General features: G+C 66.0%; 21 protein-coding genes. 18 read left to right on the top strand and 3 right to left on the bottom strand.

All coding sequences use genetic code 11. From position 1 onward, the window contains the following. Window positions 1-157 precede the first annotated feature (157 nt). The 6 genes from CPZ00_RS07650 to CPZ00_RS07625 all read left to right on the top strand — a co-directional run bounded on the left by CPZ00_RS07650 (window position 158) and on the right by CPZ00_RS07625 (window position 6,348). On the top strand, window positions 158-880 hold the full coding sequence (locus CPZ00_RS07650; protein ID WP_096390356.1) for a metallophosphoesterase family protein: 723 nt from the start codon (window positions 158-160) through the stop codon (window positions 878-880). A 124-nt stretch (window positions 881-1,004) separates the two neighbouring features. Continuing rightward, the gene (locus tag CPZ00_RS07645) at window positions 1,005-2,099 is read left to right on the top strand and encodes a zinc-binding dehydrogenase (protein ID WP_096390355.1); all 1,095 of its coding nucleotides are present in this window, start codon (window positions 1,005-1,007) and stop codon (window positions 2,097-2,099) included. Between the two features lie 118 nt (window positions 2,100-2,217). Continuing rightward, window positions 2,218-3,645: an aldehyde dehydrogenase family protein gene (locus CPZ00_RS07640; protein ID WP_157744208.1), complete on the top strand. Its 1,428-nt coding sequence runs from the start codon at window positions 2,218-2,220 to the stop codon at window positions 3,643-3,645. Between the two features lie 90 nt (window positions 3,646-3,735). Then, on the top strand, window positions 3,736-5,277 hold the full coding sequence (locus CPZ00_RS07635; protein WP_199243339.1) for an aromatic ring-hydroxylating oxygenase subunit alpha: 1,542 nt from the start codon (window positions 3,736-3,738) through the stop codon (window positions 5,275-5,277). 1 nt (window position 5,278) lies between these two features. Continuing rightward, window positions 5,279-5,806 (top strand): aromatic-ring-hydroxylating dioxygenase subunit beta, encoded by a 528-nt coding sequence (locus tag CPZ00_RS07630; RefSeq protein WP_096390353.1) that lies wholly within the window; start codon window positions 5,279-5,281, stop codon window positions 5,804-5,806. Next, entirely contained in the window at window positions 5,803-6,348 is a 546-nt protein-coding gene (locus CPZ00_RS07625) for a hypothetical protein (protein WP_096390352.1), read from the top strand. The genes CPZ00_RS07630 and CPZ00_RS07625 overlap by 4 nt, the downstream gene beginning before the upstream one ends. A gap of 9 nt (window positions 6,349-6,357) precedes the next feature. On the opposite strand, the gene CPZ00_RS07620 is transcribed toward CPZ00_RS07625, so the two are convergent. Beyond that, window positions 6,358-6,789, bottom strand: coding sequence for an NUDIX hydrolase (locus tag CPZ00_RS07620; RefSeq protein WP_157744207.1), 432 nt, complete (start codon window positions 6,787-6,789; stop codon window positions 6,358-6,360). 149 nt (window positions 6,790-6,938) lie between these two features. Between CPZ00_RS07620 and CPZ00_RS07615 the strand changes: the two genes are divergently transcribed. The 9 genes from CPZ00_RS07615 (at window position 6,939) to CPZ00_RS07580 (ending at window position 18,798) form a co-directional block, all read left to right on the top strand. Next, entirely contained in the window at window positions 6,939-8,807 is a 1,869-nt protein-coding gene (locus CPZ00_RS07615; protein WP_096390351.1) for a PEP-utilizing enzyme, read from the top strand. 35 nt (window positions 8,808-8,842) lie between these two features. After that, window positions 8,843-9,922: a PEP/pyruvate-binding domain-containing protein gene (locus tag CPZ00_RS07610; protein ID WP_096390350.1), complete on the top strand. Its 1,080-nt coding sequence runs from the start codon at window positions 8,843-8,845 to the stop codon at window positions 9,920-9,922. 876 nt (window positions 9,923-10,798) lie between these two features. Continuing rightward, window positions 10,799-11,569 carry an IclR family transcriptional regulator gene (locus CPZ00_RS07605; RefSeq protein WP_096390349.1) on the top strand — a complete coding sequence of 257 codons (771 nt, stop codon included), beginning with the start codon at window positions 10,799-10,801 and terminating at the stop codon, window positions 11,567-11,569. A 64-nt stretch (window positions 11,570-11,633) separates the two neighbouring features. After that, window positions 11,634-12,485, top strand: a complete 852-nt coding sequence (locus tag CPZ00_RS07600; RefSeq protein WP_096390348.1) for an MBL fold metallo-hydrolase — start codon at window positions 11,634-11,636, stop codon at window positions 12,483-12,485. 126 nt (window positions 12,486-12,611) lie between these two features. After that, window positions 12,612-12,776, top strand: a complete 165-nt coding sequence (locus CPZ00_RS15590; protein WP_172861798.1) for a hypothetical protein — start codon at window positions 12,612-12,614, stop codon at window positions 12,774-12,776. Then, window positions 12,766-14,205 carry a sodium:solute symporter family protein gene (locus CPZ00_RS07595; protein ID WP_096390347.1) on the top strand — a complete coding sequence of 480 codons (1,440 nt, stop codon included), beginning with the start codon at window positions 12,766-12,768 and terminating at the stop codon, window positions 14,203-14,205. Before CPZ00_RS15590 ends, CPZ00_RS07595 begins: the two co-directional genes overlap by 11 nt. A gap of 666 nt (window positions 14,206-14,871) precedes the next feature. Further along, the gene (locus tag CPZ00_RS07590; protein WP_096391637.1) at window positions 14,872-15,621 is read left to right on the top strand and encodes a helix-turn-helix domain-containing protein; all 750 of its coding nucleotides are present in this window, start codon (window positions 14,872-14,874) and stop codon (window positions 15,619-15,621) included. 59 nt (window positions 15,622-15,680) lie between these two features. After that, window positions 15,681-18,065, top strand: a complete 2,385-nt coding sequence (locus CPZ00_RS07585) for a heavy metal translocating P-type ATPase (RefSeq protein ID WP_096390346.1) — start codon at window positions 15,681-15,683, stop codon at window positions 18,063-18,065. 136 nt (window positions 18,066-18,201) lie between these two features. Beyond that, window positions 18,202-18,798 carry a transporter gene (locus CPZ00_RS07580; protein ID WP_096390345.1) on the top strand — a complete coding sequence of 199 codons (597 nt, stop codon included), beginning with the start codon at window positions 18,202-18,204 and terminating at the stop codon, window positions 18,796-18,798. Between the two features lie 92 nt (window positions 18,799-18,890). On the opposite strand, the gene CPZ00_RS07575 is transcribed toward CPZ00_RS07580, so the two are convergent. Then, on the bottom strand, window positions 18,891-20,000 hold the full coding sequence (locus CPZ00_RS07575; RefSeq protein ID WP_096390344.1) for a putative sulfate/molybdate transporter: 1,110 nt from the start codon (window positions 19,998-20,000) through the stop codon (window positions 18,891-18,893). A gap of 138 nt (window positions 20,001-20,138) precedes the next feature. Between CPZ00_RS07575 and CPZ00_RS07570 the strand changes: the two genes are divergently transcribed. The 3 genes from CPZ00_RS07570 to CPZ00_RS07560 all read left to right on the top strand — a co-directional run bounded on the left by CPZ00_RS07570 (window position 20,139) and on the right by CPZ00_RS07560 (window position 22,518). Then, a complete protein-coding gene (locus CPZ00_RS07570) occupies window positions 20,139-20,471 on the top strand; it encodes a hypothetical protein (RefSeq protein WP_096390343.1) in 333 nt (110 codons plus the stop codon). A gap of 101 nt (window positions 20,472-20,572) precedes the next feature. Next, entirely contained in the window at window positions 20,573-21,613 is a 1,041-nt protein-coding gene (locus tag CPZ00_RS07565) for a beta-ribofuranosylaminobenzene 5'-phosphate synthase family protein (RefSeq protein ID WP_096390342.1), read from the top strand. A gap of 68 nt (window positions 21,614-21,681) precedes the next feature. Then, complete coding sequence (locus tag CPZ00_RS07560; RefSeq protein ID WP_096390341.1) at window positions 21,682-22,518, top strand: RAD55 family ATPase; 837 nt, start codon at window positions 21,682-21,684, stop codon at window positions 22,516-22,518. 45 nt (window positions 22,519-22,563) lie between these two features. On the opposite strand, the gene uvrB is transcribed toward CPZ00_RS07560, so the two are convergent. Then, window positions 22,564-24,624: an excinuclease ABC subunit UvrB gene (gene uvrB, locus CPZ00_RS07555; protein ID WP_096390340.1), complete on the bottom strand. Its 2,061-nt coding sequence runs from the start codon at window positions 24,622-24,624 to the stop codon at window positions 22,564-22,566. Between the last annotated feature and the right edge of the window lie 6 nt (window positions 24,625-24,630).

Genomic DNA, 24,630 nt, shown 5'->3' with positions numbered 1-24,630 from the left:
TCCGGCCATTCCGAAGGATCGCCGAAAGAATCCGGCATCGTCGAACAAGGTCCCGAACGGAGCGCCGGCCCGACGAACCCGTTTCCGAACGACACGGCCGTTGGAAAGCGGAACACGTCGTTGGAAGGTTTAAATAGTTCTGCGTGGAAGCCGAGGTATGCAACTCGGTCTCATCAGCGACGTACACGGAAACCAGCCGGCCCTCGAGGCGGTTCTCGACGACATGCCCGACGTGGACCGGATCTATCACTGCGGGGACGCGGTGGGGTATAACCCGTTCCCGCATCGGGTGCTTGAGACCCTCCGCGCCGAGGGGATCACCAGCATTCAGGGGAACCACGACCGCAAGATCAGCACGGACATCGACGCGATGGGGACGGCCGCCGACCCCGAGACCGACGACGAGTCGGGACTCAGGCCGGGCGAGCTCGCGCGCCTGGCGGGCGTCTGGACGCACGACCGACTCGATGCCGAGGAGATGGAGTACCTGGCCGCCCTGCCCGCGGAACTGACCGTCGACGGGGGAAACGTCAAGCTGGTTCACGGAAAGCCGAGTGACCAGGACGGCCGGCTCTATCCCGAGGAGTACGGACCCCACCTGTTCGACGGCGAATCGATCCTCGTTCACGGACACACGCACGTGCAACACGCGGAGCGGTTCGACGACCGGCTGCTGGTGAATCCCGGGAGCGTCGGACAGCCGCGCGACGGGGACCGGCGCGCGGCCTACGCCGTGATCGATACCGAGGCGAGGACGGCCACCCTCCACCGCGTGCCGTATCCGGTCGAGGAGGTCGTCGACGAGATCCGGCGAACGTCGCTGCCGGAGCTGCTCACGCTGTGGCTGGAGAACGGCGAGATCGTCACCGAGGAAGCCTAACGAAATCGAGGGCAACGGTCGAGCCGCCGGAACGATCGGGACGAACGACGGCGGACACGCCGGCCGGTCCACCATCCCATACTTTAATCACTCCCGTGAGAGAAGCTATCGGGAGACGGGAGACATGACACGCATCACTGCAGCAGTGCTGGAGGAGCCACGGGAGCTATCGATCGAATCGCTCGAACTGGCCGACCCGAAGCCGGGGGAGGTCCGCGTCGACGTGCGGGCGACCGGCGTCTGCCACACCGACCACCACCGGTACGTCGGTGCCTCGGAGACGCCGCATCCCGTCGTGTTGGGGCACGAGGGAGCGGGCGTCGTCGACGCCGTCGGCGACGGCGTGACGTCCGTGTCGGTCGGCGACCGCGTCGTGCTCTGGGTCCTGCCGTTCTGTCGGGAGTGCGGGTTCTGTGAACGGGGCGATCCCCACCTCTGTTCGCGCCGGTCGGTCGTCAAGGGGGGCACGCTCCTGGACGGGACGCGGCGGCTCTCCCGGGACGGCGAGGCGGTGAACCACTTCTACGGACAGTCGTCGTTCGCCAGCCACTGCGTGGTCGCCGAGCAGACCGCGGTCACGATCCCCGACGGGCTCCCGTTTCCCCAGGCCGCGTTGCTCGGCTGCGGCGCGACGACCGGCCTGGGAGCGGTGACGAACACCGCCGACGTCTCGGCGGGCGAGCCCGTTGCGGTGTTCGGCTGCGGGGGCGTCGGAACCAGCGCGGTGCTCGGCGCGGAACTGGCCGGTGCCGACCCCCTCATCGCGGTCGACGTCGTCGACGGGAAGCTCTCGTTCATCGAGACGCTCGGTGCCACCCACACCGTCAACTCCGGCGAGACCGATCCCGTCGCGGCGATCCGGGACATCACCGACGGCGGCGTCGCGTACGCGTTCGAGTGCACCAGCCATCCGGCGGTCGTCACACAGGCGGTCGACGCCGTGCGTCCCGGCGGAACGGTCGTCTCGACCGCGACGAGCTCCGCCGACGACTTCGAGATCCCCCCGGGAGCGTTCACCAGCGGCAAGCGGATCGTCGGGAACGTCGGCGGATCGCTGCGCCCCTCGACCGACATCCCCAGATTCGCGCGGCTCGCGGAGTCCGGCCGGCTGCCGCTCGACGAGCTCGTCAGCGAGACGTACCCGCTCGACCGGCTGGACGAGGCGTTCGAGACGATGGACGACGGCACGGGCATCCGGAGCGTCATCACCCAGGAGTGAAGGCGACGAGCGGCCGAGAGTCGCCGAACGGGCCGACCGACGCCCGTCGCGGATGGCCGATCAGGACGGATCGTTGGGTGAACTTTTATATGTGAGGATATCAAACGTCGGACGACTGATGAGAGAGTACGCGTTACTCATCGACGGGGAGACGCCGTCATCAGCCGAGACGATGACGGTACACGATCCCTCGTCGAACGAGCCGGTATCCAGCATCGCACTCGCGGACGAATCCGACGTGACCGCGGCGGTCGAGGCGGCACGGTCCGCCTTCGAGGACTGGCGAACGGTCGACGCCGTGGATCGGGGCGACTACCTCCGGGACATCGCCGCCGAGCTCCGGAACCGCAAGACGGAGATCGCGAAGCGACACACCGAGGAGACCGGGCGCTCGCTGTCGGACTCCGAGCGCAGCGTCGAGTACGCGGCGGAGTACTTCGAGTACTACGCGGGCCTGACCCACCGCATCACCGGCGAGACCATCCCGCTGTCGGGCAAGGAGTTCGACTACACGCGGCGGGAGCCGCTGGGCGTGACCGGACACATCATCCCGTGGAACTCGCCGCTGCTGTTGGGTTCACGAAGCATCGCGCCGGCGTTGGCCTGCGGGAACGCCGTCGTGGCCAAGCCGGCCACGCTGGCGCCGATGGCGATCCACGAGTTGGGACGGGCGGCCGACGACGCCGGGCTGCCGGACGGCGTGCTGAACGTCGTGTCCGGACGGGGTTCGACCGCCGGCGAAGCGTTGGTCGCGAACGACGACGTCCGGGAGCTGACGTTCACGGGCTCGAAGGCGGTCGGCCTCAACATTCGGGAATCGGTGTCGGACCGGTTGATACCGCTGAACCTCGAGCTCGGGGGCAAGAGCCCGAACGTCGTGTTCGCCGACGCGGACCAGGAGGCGGCCGCGGACGGCGCGGTCAAGCTGTTCAGCAACGCCGGACAGAGCTGTTATGCCGGCACCCGACTGTTCGTCGCGGACGACATCTACGACGAGTTCATCGATCGCGTGGTCGCTCGGATCGAGGCGATGGACGTGAAACCGGACCCGAACGAGACGGACGTGTCGGCGCTCATCTCGCCGTCGGCGCAGTCGGAGGTCGACTCGTACGTCGAGTCGGCCCGTGAGGCGGGCGGGACGGTACGTACCGGCGGTCGGATCCCGTTCGAGGAGGGGAACTTCTACGAGCCGACCCTCATCGAGGACGTCCCCGACGACGCGGCGGTCGCCTGCGAGGAGATCTTCGGGCCCGTGCTGACCGCCCATCGCTTCGACTCCGAGCGGGAGGTCGTCGAACGGGCGAACGACACGGAATACGGCCTGTATGCGGGCGTCTGGACGAGCGACCTCGACCGGGCAAACCGCATCACGCGGCATCTCGAGGCCGGAACGGTGACGGTGAACAACTACGCCTCGCCGACGCCGCAGGTGCCGTTCCCCGCGTACAAACAGAGCGGAGCCGGGTCGGAGTACGCGACGGCCGCGTTACGCCACTACACCAGGGTCAAGAACGTCCGAATGACGATCGACGAACGGCTCCGATGAGGAGTTGGTCGACGAAACGCCTCGCTGTGACGTCGGCCATCGCGCCGATTCACCGGAATTTTTAAGTGGTGGAAATAGGTATGGGAACGTATGCCACCGACAGAGAGCAAAGCGACGGCTCAGCAGCCGGACGACCACGCCGATCTCCTCGCGGAGATCGAGGCGTCGCTCGGCGAGGGCAAGCTGCCGTTGCAGACGTTCAACAGCGAGGCGGTCCATCAGCTGGAGCTCGACCGGCTGTTCGGCCGTGAATGGATATTCGTCGGCCACGAATCCGAGATACCCGAGGAGGGCGATTACGCGCGGCGCTACATCGCGGGCGACCCGTTCATCTTCGTGCGGGACATGAACGGCGACGTGCAGGTGCTGTTCGATAGTTGTCGGCATCGCGGCGCGAAGCTGTGCCGTGCCGAGCAGGGCAACACCTCACACTTCCGGTGTCCGTACCACGGGTGGACCTACAAGAACACCGGCGACCTCGTGGGAGTGCCACAGAAGGAGGTCGCGTTCAAGAACCTGGACCAGTCCGAACACGGGCTCCACAGCGCGCCCCGGGTGGACAGCTATGCCGGGCTGGTGTTCGCCTCGCTGGGTGACTCCGGCGAGAGCCTCGAGGAGCATCTGGGGGAGTTCACGTGGTACCTCGACATCCAGTTCAAGCTCCCGGACGGCGGCATGGAGGTCATCGGCGAGCCGCACCGCTGGGTGGTGGAGACCAACTGGAAGACGGGTGCGGACAACTTCGCCGGCGACAGCTACCACACCGGCTTCGCGCACCACTCGATCAAACAGCTCGGCCTCGGCGGCGACGACACGGTCGGCATCGCCGGCGCGGGGGAGACGAAGGACCGACACGTCCATTGTGACGGCCACACGACCAGCACGCGAATGGTCGAGGGCGAGGAGGTGTTCATGACGTATCCCGACGAGATCGTGGACCTGTTCAACCCGGACAACGTGACGGCCGACCAGTATCGGGCTGCCAAGGAGGCGCTCTCGTTCACGGGGAGCGTGTTCCCGAATCTGGCGTTCTTGAACTTCGGGGACATCACCGACGACCCGAACAAGGACGTCACCGGCTTCCTCGGGCTCCGGAAGTGGCGGCCGCTCGGGCCGAACAAAACCGAGATCTGGAGCTGGGCGTTCGCGCCGAAGCGGGCCTCCGAGGCGACCAAGAAGCGCATCTACAAGGTGTACATGTCCAACTTCGGCCCGTCGGGGAACTTCGAACAGGACGACGTCTCCATCTGGAACGGCATCACCGACGTCGCCGACTCGACGTTCGCCCGACACCACGACGTGGAGCTGAACTACCAGATGGGGACCGAGGAGATGAGCGAGGTCGCCTACGACGAGGAGTGGCCCGGTCCGGGCACCGTCTACGCGATCAACCTGGAGGAGGTCGGGATGCAGAAGTTCCACGACCAGTGGTTCGAACACCTCTCGACGCCCCGTGACGGAACCGCGATGTCGCGGGAATGTGGGGGCGGCTGCGGGTCGGCGAAAACCGACGGCTGCGGGTCGGCGAAAACCGACGGCTGCGGGTCGGTGAAAACCGGCGGCTACGGGTCGACGAAAACGGACGACGGCGAGTCGCCGAGCGAACGTGGGCGTCCGGAGGACGGTGAGTAGCATGGCCACGAACACGGACCGGGAGTCGGAGCTCGATCGGTTCCTCCTGAAACAACGGGTCGAGCGCTTCCTCTACGAGGAGGCCGCCCTGTTGGACCGGCGCGAGCAGACGGAGTGGCTCGCGCTGCTCGACGAGGACGTCGAGTACAAGGCGCCGCTCCGGATCACCCGCGAGCACGTGAACGATAACTTCAGTCGCTCGGCGTATTACTTCGACGAGGACTACGGCTCCCTCGAGGCCCGGGTTCAGCGGTTCGAGTCGGAGTACGCCTGGTCCGAGCGGCCGCCGTCCAGAACGCGTCGGTTCGTGACGAACGTTCGCGCCACCGAGCGGGACGACGGGACCGTGGACGCGAGGAGCTACCTCCTGTTGTACTACGGGCAGGGGGATTCCTCGTCGTACACGTTCCTCGCGGGGCGCCGCGAGGACGTGCTTCGCCCGAACGGCGAGACGTTCACCATCGCGAAGCGCCACGTGTACCTCGACCACGCCGTTCCGAAGATCGACAAGATCTCCGTCTTCCTATGACCCGACGAACCACCGTCACGGCGGAGTTCGACGTGGTCCACGGAGACGACGCGGCGACCGTCCGGAAGCTGTTGACGCCCCGCGGGCAGCTCGTCGAGATCGAATCGGCCGGCGGGAACGAACCGGCCGGCGGGAACGAATCGGCCGGCGGGAGCGAATCGGCCGGGGACGAACGGAACGCGTCGACCGTCGACCGGCCGGGATCATCGAACGCGATCCGGATCGATGCGCTCGGTCTCGAAAGCCTCTCGTGGCAGACCGAAGCGGAGTTGGCGGAGCGTCTCGGGTGGCAGCCGCCGACCGACCGGGACGTCACCGACGACGCCCACGAGGTCGATGGGTCCTTCGACGTGAGCAACGAATACGCCGACGTCGAGATCGCGAAGACGACGTCGGCGGGCGGGGACGCGCTCGTGGTTCGCGCGCCCGTGAAACGAACCGAACTCCGGTTGCACCCCGCGCTGGTGGGCGCGCTGGCGACGCGTGACACCGACCTCTTTTCGGAGTTCCTCGAGACGCCGCACGGGCCACACGACCACTGAGCGCCGGTGTTACTCCGGAATCGATCGGACGACCGTCGTCGGGAACGTCCGCTCGTCGGCGTCGTGGATCGCGCGCGAGACGTACGGCGAGCGCAGCGCCAGCTCGTCCAGCCGGTCTCGATCGATCCACCTCGCGGCCGCGACGCTGTCGGTCGCGACCGCCCGGGGCTCCTCGGAGACCTGCCCGAGGTACGTGACCGAGAGGAACGGACCGTCGACGAACGCGTCCCGCCCGAGATAGACCCCGACGAGACCGGTCAGCTCCACGTCGACGCCGACCTCCTCGGTGAACTCCCGAGCGGCCGTTTCGCGCGGGTCCTCGCCCGCTTCCACGCGACCGCCCGGCAGGTTCCAGGTCCCGCGGACGGCCTCCTTTCCCTCCTCGACGAGAAGAACGTCGTCGTCGGTGCGCGCCACGGTCGCGGCAACCAGCGTGTGCATACCCGCCGATCGAGGGGCCACGATAATGAATGGCACCACTGATGAATGGCACCACTGATGAATGACACCACCGGACATATTCGCGTGTGCAACCAAAAGGTATAATAATGAATAACGACACGCCGTAGTATAGAGTGTTAGTGTAACACATGACAGACCAACGCAATTCGGAGCCGACGGACCGGTTCCCATGGCCGGACGAGGTCGAGGTTCCCGATGCATGCGAGGGGTGGGAGGAGATGTATCCCCGATACTTCCGCTTCGGCGAATCGGCGGAGCGGGCGGAGCTGGAGCGGGACCGGTTCTGGTTCTGGGACCAGAAGGACAGCCCGAAGCCGCTCCGACCCTGGGACGTCACGCTGTGCGTCGAATCGATCGTGATGCAGCTCTCGCAGGCACAGAGCCGGGTGTTCGCGGTGCCGCCGGCGATGGGCATCGACCTGCGCATCATCGCGGGGTACTCGTACGCCTCGCCGGTCCCGTGTACGGACCCGGAGCTCCTCGAGGAGCGTAAGGACGTCTTCAGCGACCGCAGCGACTACGTCTACGAGAACTTCGAGGAGCTCTACGAGGACGAATGGCTCCCCGCAGTCAAGGAGATCGGGCAGGAGATTCGGGACCTCGAGGTCCCGGACCGACTGCCCGACTACGCGCCCGAGGAAGCCGTCTTCGAATCGAAGGGACTCCATCCGGAGGCGGTCGACATCCAAAGCCGGTACAACCGGCTACAGGAGCTGACGCTTCGGGGGTGGCAACGCCACTTCGAGTACCTCAACCTGGTGTATCTGGCGTACCTCTCGTTCCAGGAGACGTGCGACGAGCTCTTCCCCGACATCAGCGACGACGCCATCGGGAAGATGGTCACGGGACTGGAAACGGACCTGTTCCTCGCCGACGAGGTGCTGAACGACCTCGCCCACCGGGCGATGGAGGTCGAGGACGGCGTGCCGGAGATCCTCACCTCGGAGGGGAGCCCCGAGGAGAAGATGGCTCGTCTCGAGGAGTCCGAGGCCGGCCGGGAGTTCCTCGAGGCCTTCGAGGACGCCAAGGACCCCTGGTTCCACATCACCGTCAGCAGGGGCTATCACAGCGAGGACGGGTCGTGGCTCGACACGCTCGAGCAGCCGTTCGACCACCTCCACGAGAAGGTGACCGCGATCCAGGACGGCGAGGAGATCCGACGCGACATCGAGGCGCTGCAGGACGAGCGCGAGGAGATCGTCGCCGAGTACCGGAGCTATCTGAACGAGGAGGAGCGCGCCCGGTTCGACCAGGTGCACGAGCTCGTGTTGACCGTCTACAACCACGCCGAGGACCACCAGTTCTGGATAGAGAACTGGCTTCACACGATCGTCTTCCGGAAGCTCGACGAGTTCGGCGAGCTCCTGGTCGAACACGACCTCCTCGAGGAGCCCCGGGACATCACGCTGTTCGGCCGCAACGAGGTGCCGGAGCTGCTCGCGGACGTCGCCCGGGTCTGGTCCCAGGGGGCGGGCGCGCACGCGCCGAACTACTGGAAGACGGACGCCGCCGACCGAAAGCGCATCCTCGAGGCAGCCGAGGAGTGGTCGCCGCCCCCGGCGATCGGCGATCCGCCGGAGGAGGTCACCGACACGATGGTGATCATGCTCTGGGGCATCACGACCGACACCGTTCGGAACTGGCTCGGGTCAGCGGACGAGGACGGAAGCGAGATGAACGGCTTCGCCTCCTCCGCCGGCACCAGCGAGGGGAAAGCGCGGGTGGTCAAATCGGGCAGCGACCTGAGCGAGGTGGAACGCGACGAGATCCTCGTCGCGCCGCTCACGAACCCGGATTGGACGCCGGTGCTGTCGAAGGTGTCCGGGGCAGTCACGGACAACGGCGGCGCGACGAGCCACACCGCCATCGTCTGTCGCGAGTACGGCGTCCCGGCGGTCACGGGAGTCGGAACGGCGACGACCACTCTCGAGACCGGCGACCGGATCCGCGTCGACGGCACCACGGGAACCGTCGAGATCCTCGAGAAGGCTGAGTAACGACTATACCGCACACTGACGATATCCGAATCAGAATGACCGACCCAACATACATCGTGGACTTCGCGTCCGACCGTTGCACGAAGGAGCGCGTCGACTTAGTCGGCGGCAAGAACGCCTCGCTGGGCGAACTGATGGCGGCGGGCGAGGACGTCCAGGTGCCGCCGGGGTTCGCCGTCACCACGGCGTTCTACGACGCCTTCCTCGAGGCCGAGTCGATCGACGAGTACGTCGCCGACCGGCTCGCCGACGTGGACGTGGCCGACGAGCGCGCGGTCGCGGCCGCGAGCCGCGATATCCGCGACCGGATCACGGACGCCCCGTTGCCGCCGTTCCTCGCCGCGGAGCTGGAATCGGCGTGGGAACGGCTGCAGGAGCGGACGCGAACGGACGACCTGCAGGTCGCCGTCCGCTCGTCGGCGACGGCCGAGGACCTCCCCGACGCGAGCTTCGCCGGCCAGCAGGACACCTACCTCAACGTGGCCGACCTCGAGGCGGTCACGCAGCGAACCAAGGACTGCATGGCGAGCCTGTTCACCGAGCGGGCGATCACCTACCGCGAACGGCAGGGGTTCGACCGCGACGAGGTGCGCATCAGCGTCGGGATCCAGAAGATGGTCGAGGCCCGGTCGTCGGGCGTGATGTTCACCGTCAACCCCGCGAACGGCGACCGCTCGAAGGTCCGGATCGAATCGAACTGGGGACTGGGCGAGGCCGTCGTGAGCGGCGTGGTCACGCCGGACAGCTTCCTCGTCGACAAGCCCGTGTACAAGATCGTCGACCGAAACGTCCCCGAGAAGGACGTCATGACGGTCCCAACCGACGCCGGCACCGAGGAGGTCGAGATCGACGACGACAAGCGCGACGTGCCGTCGGTGACGGCCGACGAGCTGATCGGCCTGACCGACCTGGCGACGACGATCGAGGACCACTACGACGAACCGCAGGACATCGAATGGGCCATCGAGGGACGTGGCGACGACAAGCAGTTCTTCGTCCTCCAGAGCCGGCCGGAGACGGCCTGGGACGAGGAGAACGAGGAGGATGGCGGTCGGACGACCGACGACGGAAGCGAACCGAGCAGTGCGGCCGACCAGATCCTGGACCACTTATAAGTTATCGGGAGCGTCTCGGGGTTGTGCGACGTTCCGTCGATGCCGGAGGCCATCCGGTACGGCGTCGGAACGCGGCACGGTTCGGGGACGCCACGGTCCTCGCCGATCGCCGACCGTCGGTCGGTGGTGGGAGAGTCGACCACCGTCGGAGTCGTCGATCAGTCGAGCCGTGACGGTGAGCGATACCGAGCGTGTTGAAATGATAGAGAGTTGAGTATTTAATTGTCGTATTTATATAAATGTATATCCGGATATGTTCAGGATGAAATCGAGTCCAAGCCGATGAGATCGACGATCGCGGTCTCGACGGCCGTCGTGACACCCGCAAACCGCTTCAAAAGCAGGTCATAACCGACGTAGCGTCCAGCGATCGAAGCGAGCTACTTTCGAACGACCCCGAAGAGGCCGATTCGCGTCACCATTGATTCGACACGATCGATACCGGAATCACCAGATGAAAAAACATCCAATATAAATTATATTAATGGATGTGATGGACGATGAACGGTGAACGATGAACGGTGAACGACGAAGCATATCACTGGCGGTCGCGCCACGCCTCACGCCATTCGGACGAAACGCTCGGTTCGTTCACGCATAGTGGTTCCGCTCGATTGAAAGTGGAGGAGGTGGACGGGATCGCTCGGTAATGAGTCCGTGACAGTTTGAGCCAGGAGCGACTGAGAACACGCGCGCTGGACGCACGGCATCATCGCTCGACGACAGTATAATTACAAACATATGTTTGTGAGTACCGTGGAGGAATATTGATCGGGGCTACCGAGAGCGCAGCCTTTTCGATACGTTCGAATAGAATGCACGAGGCGATGCGATCCTGACGACGCGTTTATCACGTCGTCACGAAATAGGGCGACTATGTCCGACGATGACCTGCCGAAACAATGGTCGACGGTAACCGAGACTGTCTTCGACGTCATCGAAGCTCTCAACGAGTTAGACGATCCCACAGTCACGGAACTGGCCGAACGTCTCGACCGCGCCGCGAGTACGGTCCACAATCATTTAGCAGCGCTACAGCGGCAAGGATATGTCGTGAAAAACGACGGAACGTACGAACTCAGCCTGGAGTTCTTCAACGTCGGAATGTCGGTGAGAAACAAGTTATCGCTGGTTTCAGACGTGCAGTCGACCGTGGATGATCTGGCGAGACAAACCGGAGAAGCGTCATGGGCGGCGTCGTTAGAAAACGACTGGATATATTTCATCTGCAACGCACGCGGTGAGGATGCAATACAGGCCTATGGCGATCTCGGCGCGAAACGCCGACCGCATTCGATCGCAGCAGGAAAAGCCATCCTGGCACATCTCTCCGAGGAGACCGTCGCGGAGATCCTGGATCATACCGGGCTTCCGAAACATACCGAAAAAACGATCACCACCCGATCCGATCTATTCGATGAGTTCGAATCGATCCGACAACAGGGGTTTGCGCTGAATCGAGGTGAGCGACTCAACGGCGGACGAGCAGTCGCTTGTCCGATCCTGCAGGATGGATCGCCACTGGGATCGATCGGGGTGTCCGGACCCGCCCATCGGTTCCGCGGAGAACGGTTCACTGAGACGCTTCCCGACGCCGTGTTGGGCGCGAGAAACATCATCGAACTCGAACTCTCGGCACCGTCGTAGCTCGGCACCGAGTTGTCAACAGAACAGGCAAAATATTTTAATATCTATCGTATTGGTCGACTGTATGGACGTAACAATCCTTGGGAGCGGAAGTCCGATCCCGGATCCAACGAGGGCGGGAACCGCAGTCCTCGTTGAGTCCGGTGGCGAAACGATCCTCATCGACTGTGGACCCGGTACCGTCGAACGGATGCTCGAGGCGGACGTGAGTCCACAGTCCGTCGAGACGCTGTTTTTCACCCACCACCATATGGATCACAACGCCTCATTCTATCATTTCGCGATCGCGAGTTGGACGCTTGGACGCCGGTCCCTGTCGGTCTATGGTCCACCCGGAACGCAGACGTTGGTCGATTCGATGGGCGACGTATACGAGGACGATCTCGAGTACCGGAGATCGTTCGGCCGATCGCTCGATGGGATCAACGACATCGACTGTACGAAAGTCGTGGATGACTTCTCGACTCGTATCGGAGACTGTCGGATCACGGCGCTCTCGGTCGATCACTCGATCGAGACGTATGCATATCGAGTCGACGACGAGTCGACCGGCGAATCGTTCGTGTTCTCCGCAGACACGACGGCGATCGATGGGCTCGTTGAATTCGCCGCGGGTGCAGATATGCTGCTTCAGGACTGCTGTCTCGGACCATCGCTCAAGACACCACCTTCGGAGAAGCCCCTGTGGCCGAAATATTTCAACCCGGATCAGGAGTATCTCGACCGTCTGGACGAGGTCCATTGTACTCCCACGGAATGTGGAAAGCTCGCGGACGCAGCCGGTGTACGGACGCTCGTACTCACACATCTCACACCCTATCTCGACACTGACGCGTTGCGGTCGAGAGCTGCCCAAGCCTTCGGGGGCAAGACCATCGTCGCGGAGGACGGGCTACGACTCAAGAGTCCGCTATAACCAGAGTACGATCAGCAGCATCCACCATTGGCCGTCGCGGTTGGGACGAACGGGGAGAAGCGGCTGAGCGAGATCGATTCGTCGTCGTCCGAAATAATTATATACTGTCGTGTATAGCCAGGATATATGTCAGTACTTGGCATACCAACGAACATGTTCCTCGTGTTCGTTGCGACGGTGCTAGCAGGGAGCCTTGGAGCGATCCACTACGCGATCGTCCACGTGGTTATGGGACAGCCGGTGACCGAAACGATTCCCGAACGAAAGGGGGGGAAAACGAATGGCAGTTAACGTCGTTTATATCAGTGTGTTCATCATCTATCTGCTCCTCGTCCTTGCGATCGGTGCCTGGGGATACCGGAAAGGCGAGGACGTCGAAGACTTCTGGGTGTACGGAAAGGAACTCGGACTCTGGCTCGCCACGTGGTCCTTTTGTGCAGCGTTCGTGAGTGCAGCGAGCGTGATCGGCTTTATCGGTGCCATCTATGGAGGTGGCTACTCGTTTATGACGGGCGTCATTCTGGGCTTAATGCTTGGAGTGAGCGGACTCTATTTCGTGGTCGGAAAGATCCGAGAACTGGATAAGATCACGTTTCCGGATATCATCGCCGACGTGACCGGCGTGCAGATGTCGCGTCCAGTCACGGCAGCGATCCTCCTCGCAAACGGATGGTTCTTCCTCATCATGCAACTCGTCGGTGCGAGTCTCCTCGTGACCACGATCACCGGCGTCCCCTACAAATATATGGTCTGGGTGATCGGATTCGTGTTCATTACCTACACGGTGCTCGGCGGGTTGGTCAGCGTCGCGTGGACGGACCTCGTTCAAGGACCGGTTATGGTTGGCGCGGTGCTCGTCACCTTTCTGTATATGGTCGTTGATCTTGGCGGGATCGCCGCGATCAATACGCGGTTTGCGCAGATAAGCGCCGGCAACGTAGCACCGCTCGGCGATGGCGCATACACGGGCATCGGGTTAGCAGCGACCATCCTCGCATTCTTCGGAACGCTGCTTACAACCCAGCGGGGGATCATCAGGATCAATGCCACGAAGGACATTAAGACGGCGAAACTCCACATCGCTATTGGCGGGGTGATCTTATCGATGTTTTACGTCTTCTTGGTCCTGCTGGGTGGTGCCACGACGGTGGCTCTCACGTCAGCCGGTCTTGCCGTCGAAAACGTCGACAGAGCGTTTCCGGTCCTCATGATGGAATATCTGCCAACGGCGCTCGGTTCCGTTCTCATCGTTGCAGTGATGAGCGCCATCCTCTCAACCACTGACACGGCATTACATTCCGTGGGCGTCACCACGTCTCGAGACATATACGATTACTTTGCAACCGATCCATCGGACGAGCGTTTACTCACCGTTTCCCGCCTTTCGACCATATTCTGGGGGATCACTGCGACCGCAGCAGCGGTTAATCCGCCCGGGACCATCATTACGATCTATAATTTGCGGGCGGTGCTACTCACCAGCGGCCTCCTGATCCCGGTATACATCGCTCTGTACAACCGGAATACGTTCTCCGGAAGAGCACTGATCACGTCCATGAGCCTCGGCGGCGCCAGCGGGATCGGTTGGGAGCTCATGGGCGGCACGTTCGGTATTCCAGCCACGTTCGTGGGCGTCGGCTTCGCCAGTATCTCGCTGTTAGTGGTACATCTCATTGATACTCGAATACAATCCCCACAGAGGGTGAAAGCCGTCGAGTGAAGTTCGAGACATATCGTTTCGGACGAGGTGAAAATGAGCCGATCGTGGTGACGTTCGGCTTCCGCCGGGCGTTCTGGAACTATATTTTCCACATACAGTATATATTATTGATAAATAGTCGGTCGTGATCGGGTAATTGTTCGCGGCTGAGCCACAAATCCGATCGGCCGGCCGCCGGCAGCGCGATCCCGACTCGCGTTTCGTTCGACGAAGCGTGACCCGAATCGTCGACTGACGGTACTGGTTGGACGTCGCTTTCGATCCGGAAACGAACGGTTCCCCCCCGATATACTCTTCCGATATACTCCCCCGATATATCCCTCCAATATGCGTTTTTAAACGCATATGGCGACGTTTCAGGGATCCAACTTCGTCAATGAACGGGAGCAGTACTCTCGGCAACACCGCGTGTTCCGGTGAGCGTGTCCCGATCTGACGACGACCGTCCCCAAACCGCTCGCAAACGAAATGGGTGACTTTCCGATCCGGACGACACGGGAGTACCACCAGCACGGAATGCGCTTATATAGTATTTCAAATAAGTATACGATACGAAATTTCCTCAAACATATAATCTAAGCTATATAATCCGGTTGCGGACCGGCGTCGTTGGATGACGGACGACCAACGCGGTGCGTTATGTTTCAGGAGGCCGTACGGAAGGGTATGCGGGAACTCGTCTTCGCCCTCGAATACGAGCCGGGGTGCAACGCAGTGGCGGACGCCCTCGCCGAGCATCCCGATGCTCGCGTTCGCTCGCTCTCGCTGCACGCCACGGCCGAGCGTCTCTGGCGGGTCGATCACGCCACCGGAACCCCCGACGCGCTCGACGCCATTGCGGACGCCTTCCGCGACGGCGACTACTACGCCGACTGTCTGGCGACCGACGACTGCGGGGCCACACAGACCACCCGGGTCCTCGACCGGACGGACGACACGCTCGTGCTCTACTCCGACTGGGAACGCACCCCCGCCTGCGCGTCCGTCCCTCACATCGCTCGCGACCACCTCGGCGACGGCGTGCTGTTCGAGACGCGTCACGAGGGGCGCCACTACACCTGGCGTCTCATCCACTCCGGCGATGGCGACGTGCCGGCGTTCTTCGACGCCCTCGAGACGGCCGTCGGGGAGTGTGCCCGGACGGAGATGCTCCGAAGCACGGACACGACGGCAGCCGCAGGGGGAAGCGAGGGTGACCGGAACGGGCTGTCGCCGGAACAGGAGGCCGCGCTGCAGGCCGCCGTCGAGCACGGATACTACGAGTCGCCGCGGGGAATCGACGTCGGCGAGCTGGCCGCGCATCTGGGCGTACCGCGGTCGACGCTCACCTACCGACTCCGGCGAGCGGAGGAGCACCTGGCGAAGCGGTACGTCGCCGACGCGCGGGTCACGGCGGACCGCCCGGCACCGCGTTGACGCCGAGGTTGGAATATTCCAACAAAGGTATATCGAACTCCCGCTCCTACGGCGAGGTAATGACGGAGCTTTCGGACACAGCAGAGTCGGCGAGCGGCGGCGGGCGGCGACGGGACCTGACCGCCCGCCTGGCCGTTCCCGAGATGGACTGTCCGTCGTGTGCACGAAAGGTCGACAAGAGCCTCCGGCGCGTCGACGGCGTCGTCGACGCCACGCTCCAACCGACCACCGGCACGGCGACGGTCACCTACGATCCCGACCGCGTCACCGAGGCCGACGTCATCCGGGCCATCGAGGGCGCGGGCTACGAGGTCGCCGCTGGCGGCGACGGTGACGCCGCCGCCGGCGAGACGTCGACCGGCGGGCCGGCGATCGCTCCTCCGTCGGAGGTCTGGACGAGCTCGCGAGCGATGAAGACGTGGATCGGAGCGGCGTTGCTCGTCCTCGGGCTCGGCTTCGAGTTCCTCCTGGTCGCGCAGAACGTCGCGGTGGCAAGCGTTCTCACGCACCCGCTGCACGTGGCGGACGTGCTCTTCCTCGGCGCGGCCGTCGTCAGCGGCGTGCCCATCGTCCGCGGCGGCTACTACTCGGCGAAGAACCTGAGCCTCGACATCGATCTGCTGATGGGGACCGCCATCATTGCGGCGACCGGCATCGGCTACTTCGTCGAGGCGGCGACGCTTGCGGTCCTGTTCAGCATCGCCGAGCTGCTCGAGGACTACGCGATGGACCGGGCGCGGGACTCCCTCCGGGAGTTGATGGAGCTGTCGCCCGACGAGGCCACCGTCCGACGCGAGGGAACGGAGACGACCGTTCCAGCCGAGGACGTCGCGGTCGGCGAGACCGTCGTCGTCCGTCCCGGCGAGAAGGTCCCGCTCGACGGCACCGTCGTCGAGGGCGGGAGCGCGGTGGACGAGTCGCCCATCACCGGCGAGAGCGTGCCCGTCGACAAGGGCGTCGGCGACGAGGTGTACGCCGGCAGCATCACGCAGGAGGGCTATCTCGAGTTCGAGGCCACGACCACCGCGGGGGAGTCGACGCTCTCGCGGATCATCGAACTGGTGCAGGGCGCACGCGAGAAGAAGACAGAAAAGGAACGGTTCGTCGACCGCTTCGCCGGCTACTACACGCCGACGATCGTCGTGCTGGCGATCCTGACCGTGGCGCTCCCGCCGCTTCTCATCGAGGGGAGCGCGACCGTGGGCCTCGCGGGCTTTTCTCACACGTTCGACGGCGGATGGGGAACGTGGTTCGTCCGCGGGCTCACCCTGCTGGTGATCGCCTGCCCGTGCGCGTTCGTCATCTCGACGCCCGTCTCCGTGGTGTCGGGGATCACGAGCGCCGCGAGGAACGGCGTCCTCATCAAGGGCGGCGTCCACCTCGAGGCGATGGGCGAGGTGGACGCCATCGCCCTCGACAAGACGGGCACGCTCACCAAGGGCGAGCTCGCGGTGACCGACGTAGTGCCCCTCGACGGCGCGAGCGACGCGGACCTCCTGCGGTACGCGGCCGCGCTCGAGGAGCGAAGCGAGCATCCCATCGCCGAGGCGATCCTCGCGCGAGCGGGAACCATGGGCGTCGGCGACGAGCTGCCGACGGTCGATGCGTTCGAGAGCATCACCGGAGAGGGGGTCCGCGCCGACGTCGACGGGGAGACGTACTACGCCGGCAAGCCCGCCCTCTTCGAGGATCTGGGCTTCGACCTGTCACACGCACACTCCCGCACTGACGGCGGCGCGGTCGCTCAGACGACGCCCGAGGAGTGCGAGCGCGACGACTGTGCCGACCTCGAGGCCGGCGCGATCTCGCGGTTCGAGAGCGAGGGCAAGACGGTCATCCTCGTCGGCACGGAGGCCGAACTGCTCGGGATCGTCGCCATCGCCGACGAGGTGCGACCGGCCGCCGAACGGGCGGTCGAGCGGCTCCACGACCTCGGCGTCGCACACGTGGTGATGCTGACCGGCGACAACGAGGGGACGGCGCGCGCGATCGCCGAGCGCGTCGGCGTCGACGAATACCGCGCGGAGCTGTTGCCCGACGAGAAGGTCGACGCCGTTGAATCGTTGCGGGCGGAGTACGGCGACGTGGCGATGGTCGGGGACGGAATCAACGACGCGCCCGCGCTGGCGGCCGCCGACGTGGGGATCGCGATGGGCGCCGCCGGCACGGACACCGCCCTCGAGACCGCCGACATCGCGCTGATGGGCGACGACATCGGGAAGCTGCCGTACCTCTACGCGCTCTCGCACCGCGCGAACGGCGTGATCCGCCAGAACATCTGGGCGAGCCTCGGGGTGAAGGCGCTGCTCGCGCTCGGCGTCCCGCTGGGCCTGGTGAGCGTCGCGCTCGCGGTCGTGGTCGGCGACATGGGGATGAGCCTCGGCGTGACCGGGAACGCGATGCGGCTCTCGCGGATCGAGCCTGATCGGTTCTTCGACTCCTGACTCACGGACCGGTTCTTCGACTCCTGACTCACGGACCGGTTCTTCGACTCCCGACTCACGGACCGGTTCTTCGACTCCCGACTCACCTGCTCGTGTGACCGCCACAGCTTTCGGAGTGCGACGCGAGGCATCCGCCATGAGCGACGAGAGCCTCACCGATCGACTGCCGCTCGTTCCGGGCGCCGTCGCGGGCGCCGGCGCGTACCTGCTCGGCTACCTCCTCACGTATCTCTGGCAGGGCAGCGCGGTCGAGGAGCGCCTCCAGGGGGTCAACGTCATCGCCGACCTGCTCGGCGGCGAGCCGATCGCCGTCTGGCAGGGCGTCGGCTGGCTGTTTTACAACGCCCACTTCGTTCGGACGCGCGCCGCGGGCGTGCTCGGGGGCACGCGGTCGTGGAACGCCATCGCGGCGGCCGACGACGGAACGCTCGCGCTGTTGTACCTCGTTCCCGTGATCCTGCTGGTCGCCGTCGGCGCCCTCCTTGCTCGAATCGGAACCGCCGAGACGGCCGGAGAGGGCGCCGTGGCCGGGACGGCGGCCGTCGTCGGGTACCTTCCGCCGGCGGTCGCGGGGGCGGTCGTCTTCACCTACGACGGCTCGGTCGCGCCGGACCTCGTGACGGCGGTCCTGCTCGCCGGCATCGCGTACCCGGTCGTGCTCGGCGCGATCGGCGGGGCGGTCGGCAGCGTGGCCGGCGGAGTGGTCGGCGGCATGGCCGGCGGCGAGGAGTGAGAACCGGACCGGCCACGCACCGATCGAACCGGCCACGCACCGATCGAACCGGCCACGCACCGATCGAACCGGCCACGCACCGATCGAACCGGTCACGCGTCGCCCGCCGAGCGGCCGAGCCGGTCGAGCGCGAGGTGGACGACGACGCCCAAAGTGAAGGCGACGCCGAGGTTCACGACGAGCGCCGCCAGACCGATTCCGACCGAGAGCGCGAGGTTCGAGGATTGCCGGACGCTTCCGGCCAGCGACAGCGAGACGACTGCGAGCAGGGATCCCAGGAGCGCGAGCGGGAACGCGGCCAGTAGGCTCGCAGTCGCAAACGGCGCCGCAAGGAGGTAGCCGGCGCCGAGGACCACGTTCGCGCCGCCGGTCCGGGCGCCGAAGGCGTGTTTTCCGGCGACGCCGTCGCAGCCGTGACACATCGGGATCCCGCCGATCGGCACCGCGAGGAGGTTCATCGCACCCATGCTCGTCGAGAGGTCGTCCGCCGACACCTCGGCGTCGAAGCGGTCGGCGAACAGCAGTGAGGTCGCGAGGGCGGCGTTGCCGATCGTCATCGCCAGCTGCGCGATCATCCCCTCGGCCGCGCCCCGAGTGGCGCCGTCGGCGAGGGCCGGCAGCGGGGGGAGGCCGGGGAGCGACGGTGTCGGAAGGCCGGCGGCCCAAACCGCCGCGCCGACGCCGACCGCCAACACGGCGAGCGCGCTGGCGTGCCTGTATCCGACCGCCACCGCGAGGACCGCGACCGCGATCCCGGCGGCGGCCACGGTCGGGTCCCCGACCGCGAGGCCGGCCGCCGTCTCGAACAGGACCAGCCCGACCGCCAGCTGGACGCCACGGACCACCGGTTCGCCGATCCATTCCTCCAGGAGCGCGAGCGTGCCCGAGCGGCCGATGACGAGGAGCACGATCCCCAAAATCACTCCCGAGAGAGCCAGCTCCGCGTAGCTCAACGCGCCCGCCACGCCCAGGGCGGCCAGCGCCTTCATCGGCTCGACCGAGACCGGGAGCCCGTAGACGACGCCCCAGACGATCTGGAAGATCCCGAAGGCGACGAGTACGTGCGGCAGGGAGACCTCCGTGACCACCGCGAGCGCGACGACGAGCGGGAGGACCGTAATCGAATCCCCTATCGCTCCGGTCACCTCGTTCGCGGAGAACGACAGCCGATCACGATCGCGTTCGTGGAGTAGGGAGGCCACAGTCTCGTGGTATTCGTCCGAGAGGCTTGAACGTGTCCGGAAACCGTCCGTCGCTACGGATCCACCCGTTCGAAACCATTTTCAGCTACACCCCGGCAGCACGCACGGCTTATCCGAGCGACGACCGTACCGGGATCCATGGACGACTTCGACGCCATCGCTCGCGCGGCGGTCGCCGCAGCCGAGGCCGCCGACGCGATGGATCCGTCGATCGTCGAGGACGCGGTTCGGTACGCACGCGAGGAGCGGGGAACCGGCCAGTCGCGGTACCGGAGCCTCCTCGTCGACGTCGCCGGCGCGGGCGAGACGGAACGGGCCCCACGCGAAAGCGGAGACGGCGACCCCGCGACGAGCACCGGACCCGGGGACGCCACGCCGACCGACCGCCAGCGCGTCGCGTACGCGAGGCTCCGGGGTCACGTCGAGCGAAGACGGGGACGGGAGGCCGACGTGGACGGGCTGTTCGATTGATCCGACGGGATCGACCTCGACTATGCCACGGTCGGTTCCGGCGCCGGCAAGCGCCGCCACGGCTGGGACGCTTATGCGGCCGGGGGACGAAACGCGATCGAATGGCCCCCGTCAGCGTCGCCGCCGGTGCCCGCCTCCATTTCGGCTTCGAGAACCTGAGCCTGGAACACGAGCGACTCTACGGCGCCCTGGGCGTGGCGCTCGACGAGCCGGCAGTCGAACTCGCCGCCGAGCCCGCGAACGCGGTGAGGGTGACGGACGACGGTCGCGGCGGCGCGGACGCGCCGAGCGACGGGACGCTGGCGGACGTCCGCCGCTACGCCGAGACGGCGTGTGAGCTCCTGGGCGTGCCGGGGGCTGCCATCGCGGTCCGGTCGGCGATCCCCCGCCACGTCGGGCTCGGCAGCGGGACCCAGCTCGCGTTGGCGACGATGGCGGGCGTCGCACGAACGCACGACGAGGCGGCGGTGGTTCGCGATCACGCGCCGAACCTCGGACGCGGCGGCCGGTCCGGGATCGGCGTCGCGGCCTTCGAGGCGGGCGGGTTCGTCCTCGACGCCGGCCATCCGACCTCGCGGTTCACGACCCGCCGACCGCCGGTCGGCGAGTGGACGGTGCCGGCGGTCGCCGCGCGGCACCCGATCCCCGACGACTGGCGGTTCCTCCTGGTGCTCCCGGACGCCGAGCCCGGACGGAACGGCGACGACGAGGACGAGAGCATTCGGGCGGCGGTCGAGCGGGCGGACCCCGACGTCGCCGACCGGATCGCGGGGATCGTGGCGCGACGCGTCCTCCCGGCGATCGCCGACGGGCGGGCGGACGCCTTCGGCGAGGCGGTCGCGGCGGTGGGTCGGCTCAACGGCACCTGGTACGCCGACGAGCAGGGCGGCATCTACCGGCCGCCGGTCGGCGGCATCGTCGCGTCGCTGTCGGACGCCCCGGCGATCGCCGGCGCCGGGCAGTCCTCGTGGGGGCCGGCCGTCTACGGGGTGACCGACGCCGAGCACGCGGCGGCCGCGCTCGAGGCCGGTGAGGACGCGCTGGCAGCTGCGGGCGTGGACGGGGACGTCCGGATCGTGGCGGGGCGGAACCGTGGCGCGCGGGTGGAACGACGGCGCGGGGATGAATCCACGGCGAATTGACCTCCGCCACGGCGTAGGCGCGGGTATTCTCCTTGCATTTTATAAGTGCCCGCGCGCGCCTATCCGGTATGTCGAACGTGCCGTTCGGGGTCGCCCGGCTCGACTCGATCCTCGGCGGCGGCGCGCCGCCGGGGAGCGTCGTGTTGCTGTCGGGGGAGTCCGGCGCCGGGGCCCGTGAGTTCCTCTACACGAGCGCCGCGATGAACGTGCTCGCGCGGGACGACGAGGAGCTCTTCGACCTGTATTACGGCGAGTTGGAGGACTCCTCGGAGGTCCCGCCGGAGGTCCATTACGTCTCGTTCACCTCGGGAAAGGCGGCGATCGAACGGGAGCTCGGCTACACGATGGCCGACGAGATCGCCGCGGCGGCCGCGGAGGGGATCCGCTTTGCGGACCTGTCGACGCCGTATTTCCAGCTGAGCCCGATCCCGCGCGACTGGTACCACGGGGAGCCCTCGACGATCGGCGACCTCGGCGAGCGGGAGCGCCACGGCGACGTCCTCTCGGAGCTCGGCGAATACCTCTCGAGACACGCCACGGGCAACCTGGTCGTGATCGACTCGGTCACCGACCTCGTCTCCTCGATCTCCGAGGAGATGGGGTGGAACGACATCGCGATGGTGATGAAGGGGCTCAAGAAGGCGGCCCACCACTGGGGCGGGCTGATCCTGCTGTTGGTCAACGAGGACACGCTCACCGACACCGAACGGGGGATCCTGATGGACGCGGTCAGCGGCACGTTCCGGTTCACCTGGGAGACGGGCGGGTCACAGCGCGCCCGGACGATGGTCGTCCGGGAGTTCCGGGGCGTCCTCTCCCGGCTCGAGGAGGAGAACATCATTCGGTTCGAGACGGAGATCCACGAGGGCGGCTTCGACGTCACCGACGTCCGAAAGATCCGGTAGTCGAGTCCCCGGACGAGTCGTCGACGGCGCCCGCCTCGCGGGCGATTAGAACTCCTCGACGGCCGGCTCCGGAACGGTCCCCTCCTCGCGCTCGTCGAGCTCGAAGGCCGACCGCAGCTCGGCGATCCGGTCGCGGATGTCGGCCGCCAGCTCGAACTCGAGGTTGCTGGCCGCCTCGTCCATCCGTTCCTCGAGCGCCTCGATCCGGTCGTGGGCCTCCTCCTCGGTCTCGACGTCGCCGACGGAGACGCCGCTCGTGTCCGTCTTCGAGCCGGGGAGGGTCGTCTCCCCGACCGGCTTGTCGATCGTCGTCGGCGTGTGGCCGTGTTCCTCGTTGAACTCCCGTTGGATCGCCCGGCGGCGGCGGGTCTCCTCGATGGCAGCCTGCATCGAGTCGGTCACCTCGTCCGCATAGAGGACGACCTCGCCGTTGACGTTGCGGGCGGCCCGCCCCATCGTCTGGACGAGCGTGGTCGTCGAGCGGAGGAAGCCCTCCTGGTCGGCGTCGAGGATCGCCACGAGGCTCACCTCGGGGATGTCCAGCCCCTCCCGGAGGAGGTTGATGCCGACGAGGACGTCGATGTTGCCGAGCCGAAGGTCCCGGATGATCTCGTGGCGCTCGAGGGTGTCGGTCTCGTCGTGCATGTACGCCACCTCGATGCCGGCCTCCTCGAGGTACTCGGTGAGGTCCTCGGCCATCCGTTTCGTCAGCGTGGTCACGAGGGTCCGCTCGCCGCGCTCGATCCGGTCGTCGATGCGCTCGAGCAGGTCGTCCACCTGCCCGGTCGCGTCGGCGATCTCGACGGCGGGGTCGACGAGGTAGGTCGGCCGGACGATCTGTTCGACCACCTGCGCGGAGTGTTCGCGCTCGTACTCGCCGGGCGTCGCGGAGACGTAGAGGGTTCGGTCGGTCTTGGCCTCGAACTCCTCGAAGGTGAGCGGCCGATTGTCGTAGGCGGTCGGCAGCCGGAAGCCGTTCTCGACCAGCGAGTCCTTCCGGGACTTGTCGCCCTCGTACTGGCCCGTGATCTGGGGGATCGTCTGGTGGGACTCGTCGATCACCGTCAGGAAGTCGTCGGGGAAGTAATCGAGCAGGGTGTACGGCGGGTCGCCGCGGTCGCGGTCGTCCATGTGGACCGAGTAGTTCTCGATGCCCGAACAGTAGCCGGCCTCCCGCAGCATCTCGAGGTCGAAGGTCGTCCGTTCGTCGATGCGCTGGGCGGCGACGAGGTCGCCCTCCCGCTCGAACTGCCGGACGCGCTGGTCTCGAAGCGTCTCGATCTCCTCGATCGCCTGCTGCAGCTTTGCCTCGGGGATCGAGTAGTGTTCCGCGGGGTGGATCAGCGTGGCGGGCTCCTCGGAGACGACCTCGCCCTGGAGCGGGTCGACCTTCAGGATGCGGTCGACCTCCTCGCCCCACAGCTCGATCCGGAGCGCGTACCGGCCGTACATCGGGAACACCTCGATCGTGTCGCCCCGGACGCGGAAGGTGCCCTGCGTGAAGTCCACGTCGTTGCGGTCGTAGTTCCGGTCGACCAGCTCGGCCAACAGGTCCTCCCGGCCGATCCGGTCGCCGACCGACAGCTCCAGGGCCATCTCGCGGTAGTTCCCGGGGTCGCCGAGCCCGTAGATGGCGGAGACGGACGCGACCACGATGACGTCGTCCCGCGTCAAAAGCGACCGCGTCGCCGAGTGGCGCAGCCGGTCGATCTCCTCGTTGATCGACATCTCCTTGTCGATGTAGGTGTCCGTCTGCTCGACGTACGCCTCGGGCTGGTAGTAGTTGTAATAGGAGACGAAGTACTCGACGGCGTTGTCGGGAAACAGCTCGCGGAACTCCTCGTAGAGCTGTGCGGCGAGCGTCTTGTTGTGCGCCAACACCAGCGTCGGCCGGTTCAGCTCCTCGACCACCCACGAGACCGTGTTCGTCTTGCCCGACCCCGTCACGCCGAGCAGCGTCTGTTCGGTCGCGCCGTCCCGGTAGCCCTCGACGAGCGCCTCGATGGCGTCGGGCTGGTCGCCGGCCGGCTCGAAGGGGGCATCGACGCGCAACGGCCGGTCGACGGTCGGACGGTCCTCCGACAGCGGGGAGTCGGCGTCGCTCACGCTCCT

The organism is Halopenitus persicus (assembly GCF_002355635.1).
Taxonomy (GTDB): domain Archaea; phylum Halobacteriota; class Halobacteria; order Halobacteriales; family Haloferacaceae; genus Halopenitus; species Halopenitus persicus_A.
This window is presented reverse-complemented; position numbering and strand designations above follow the sequence as displayed.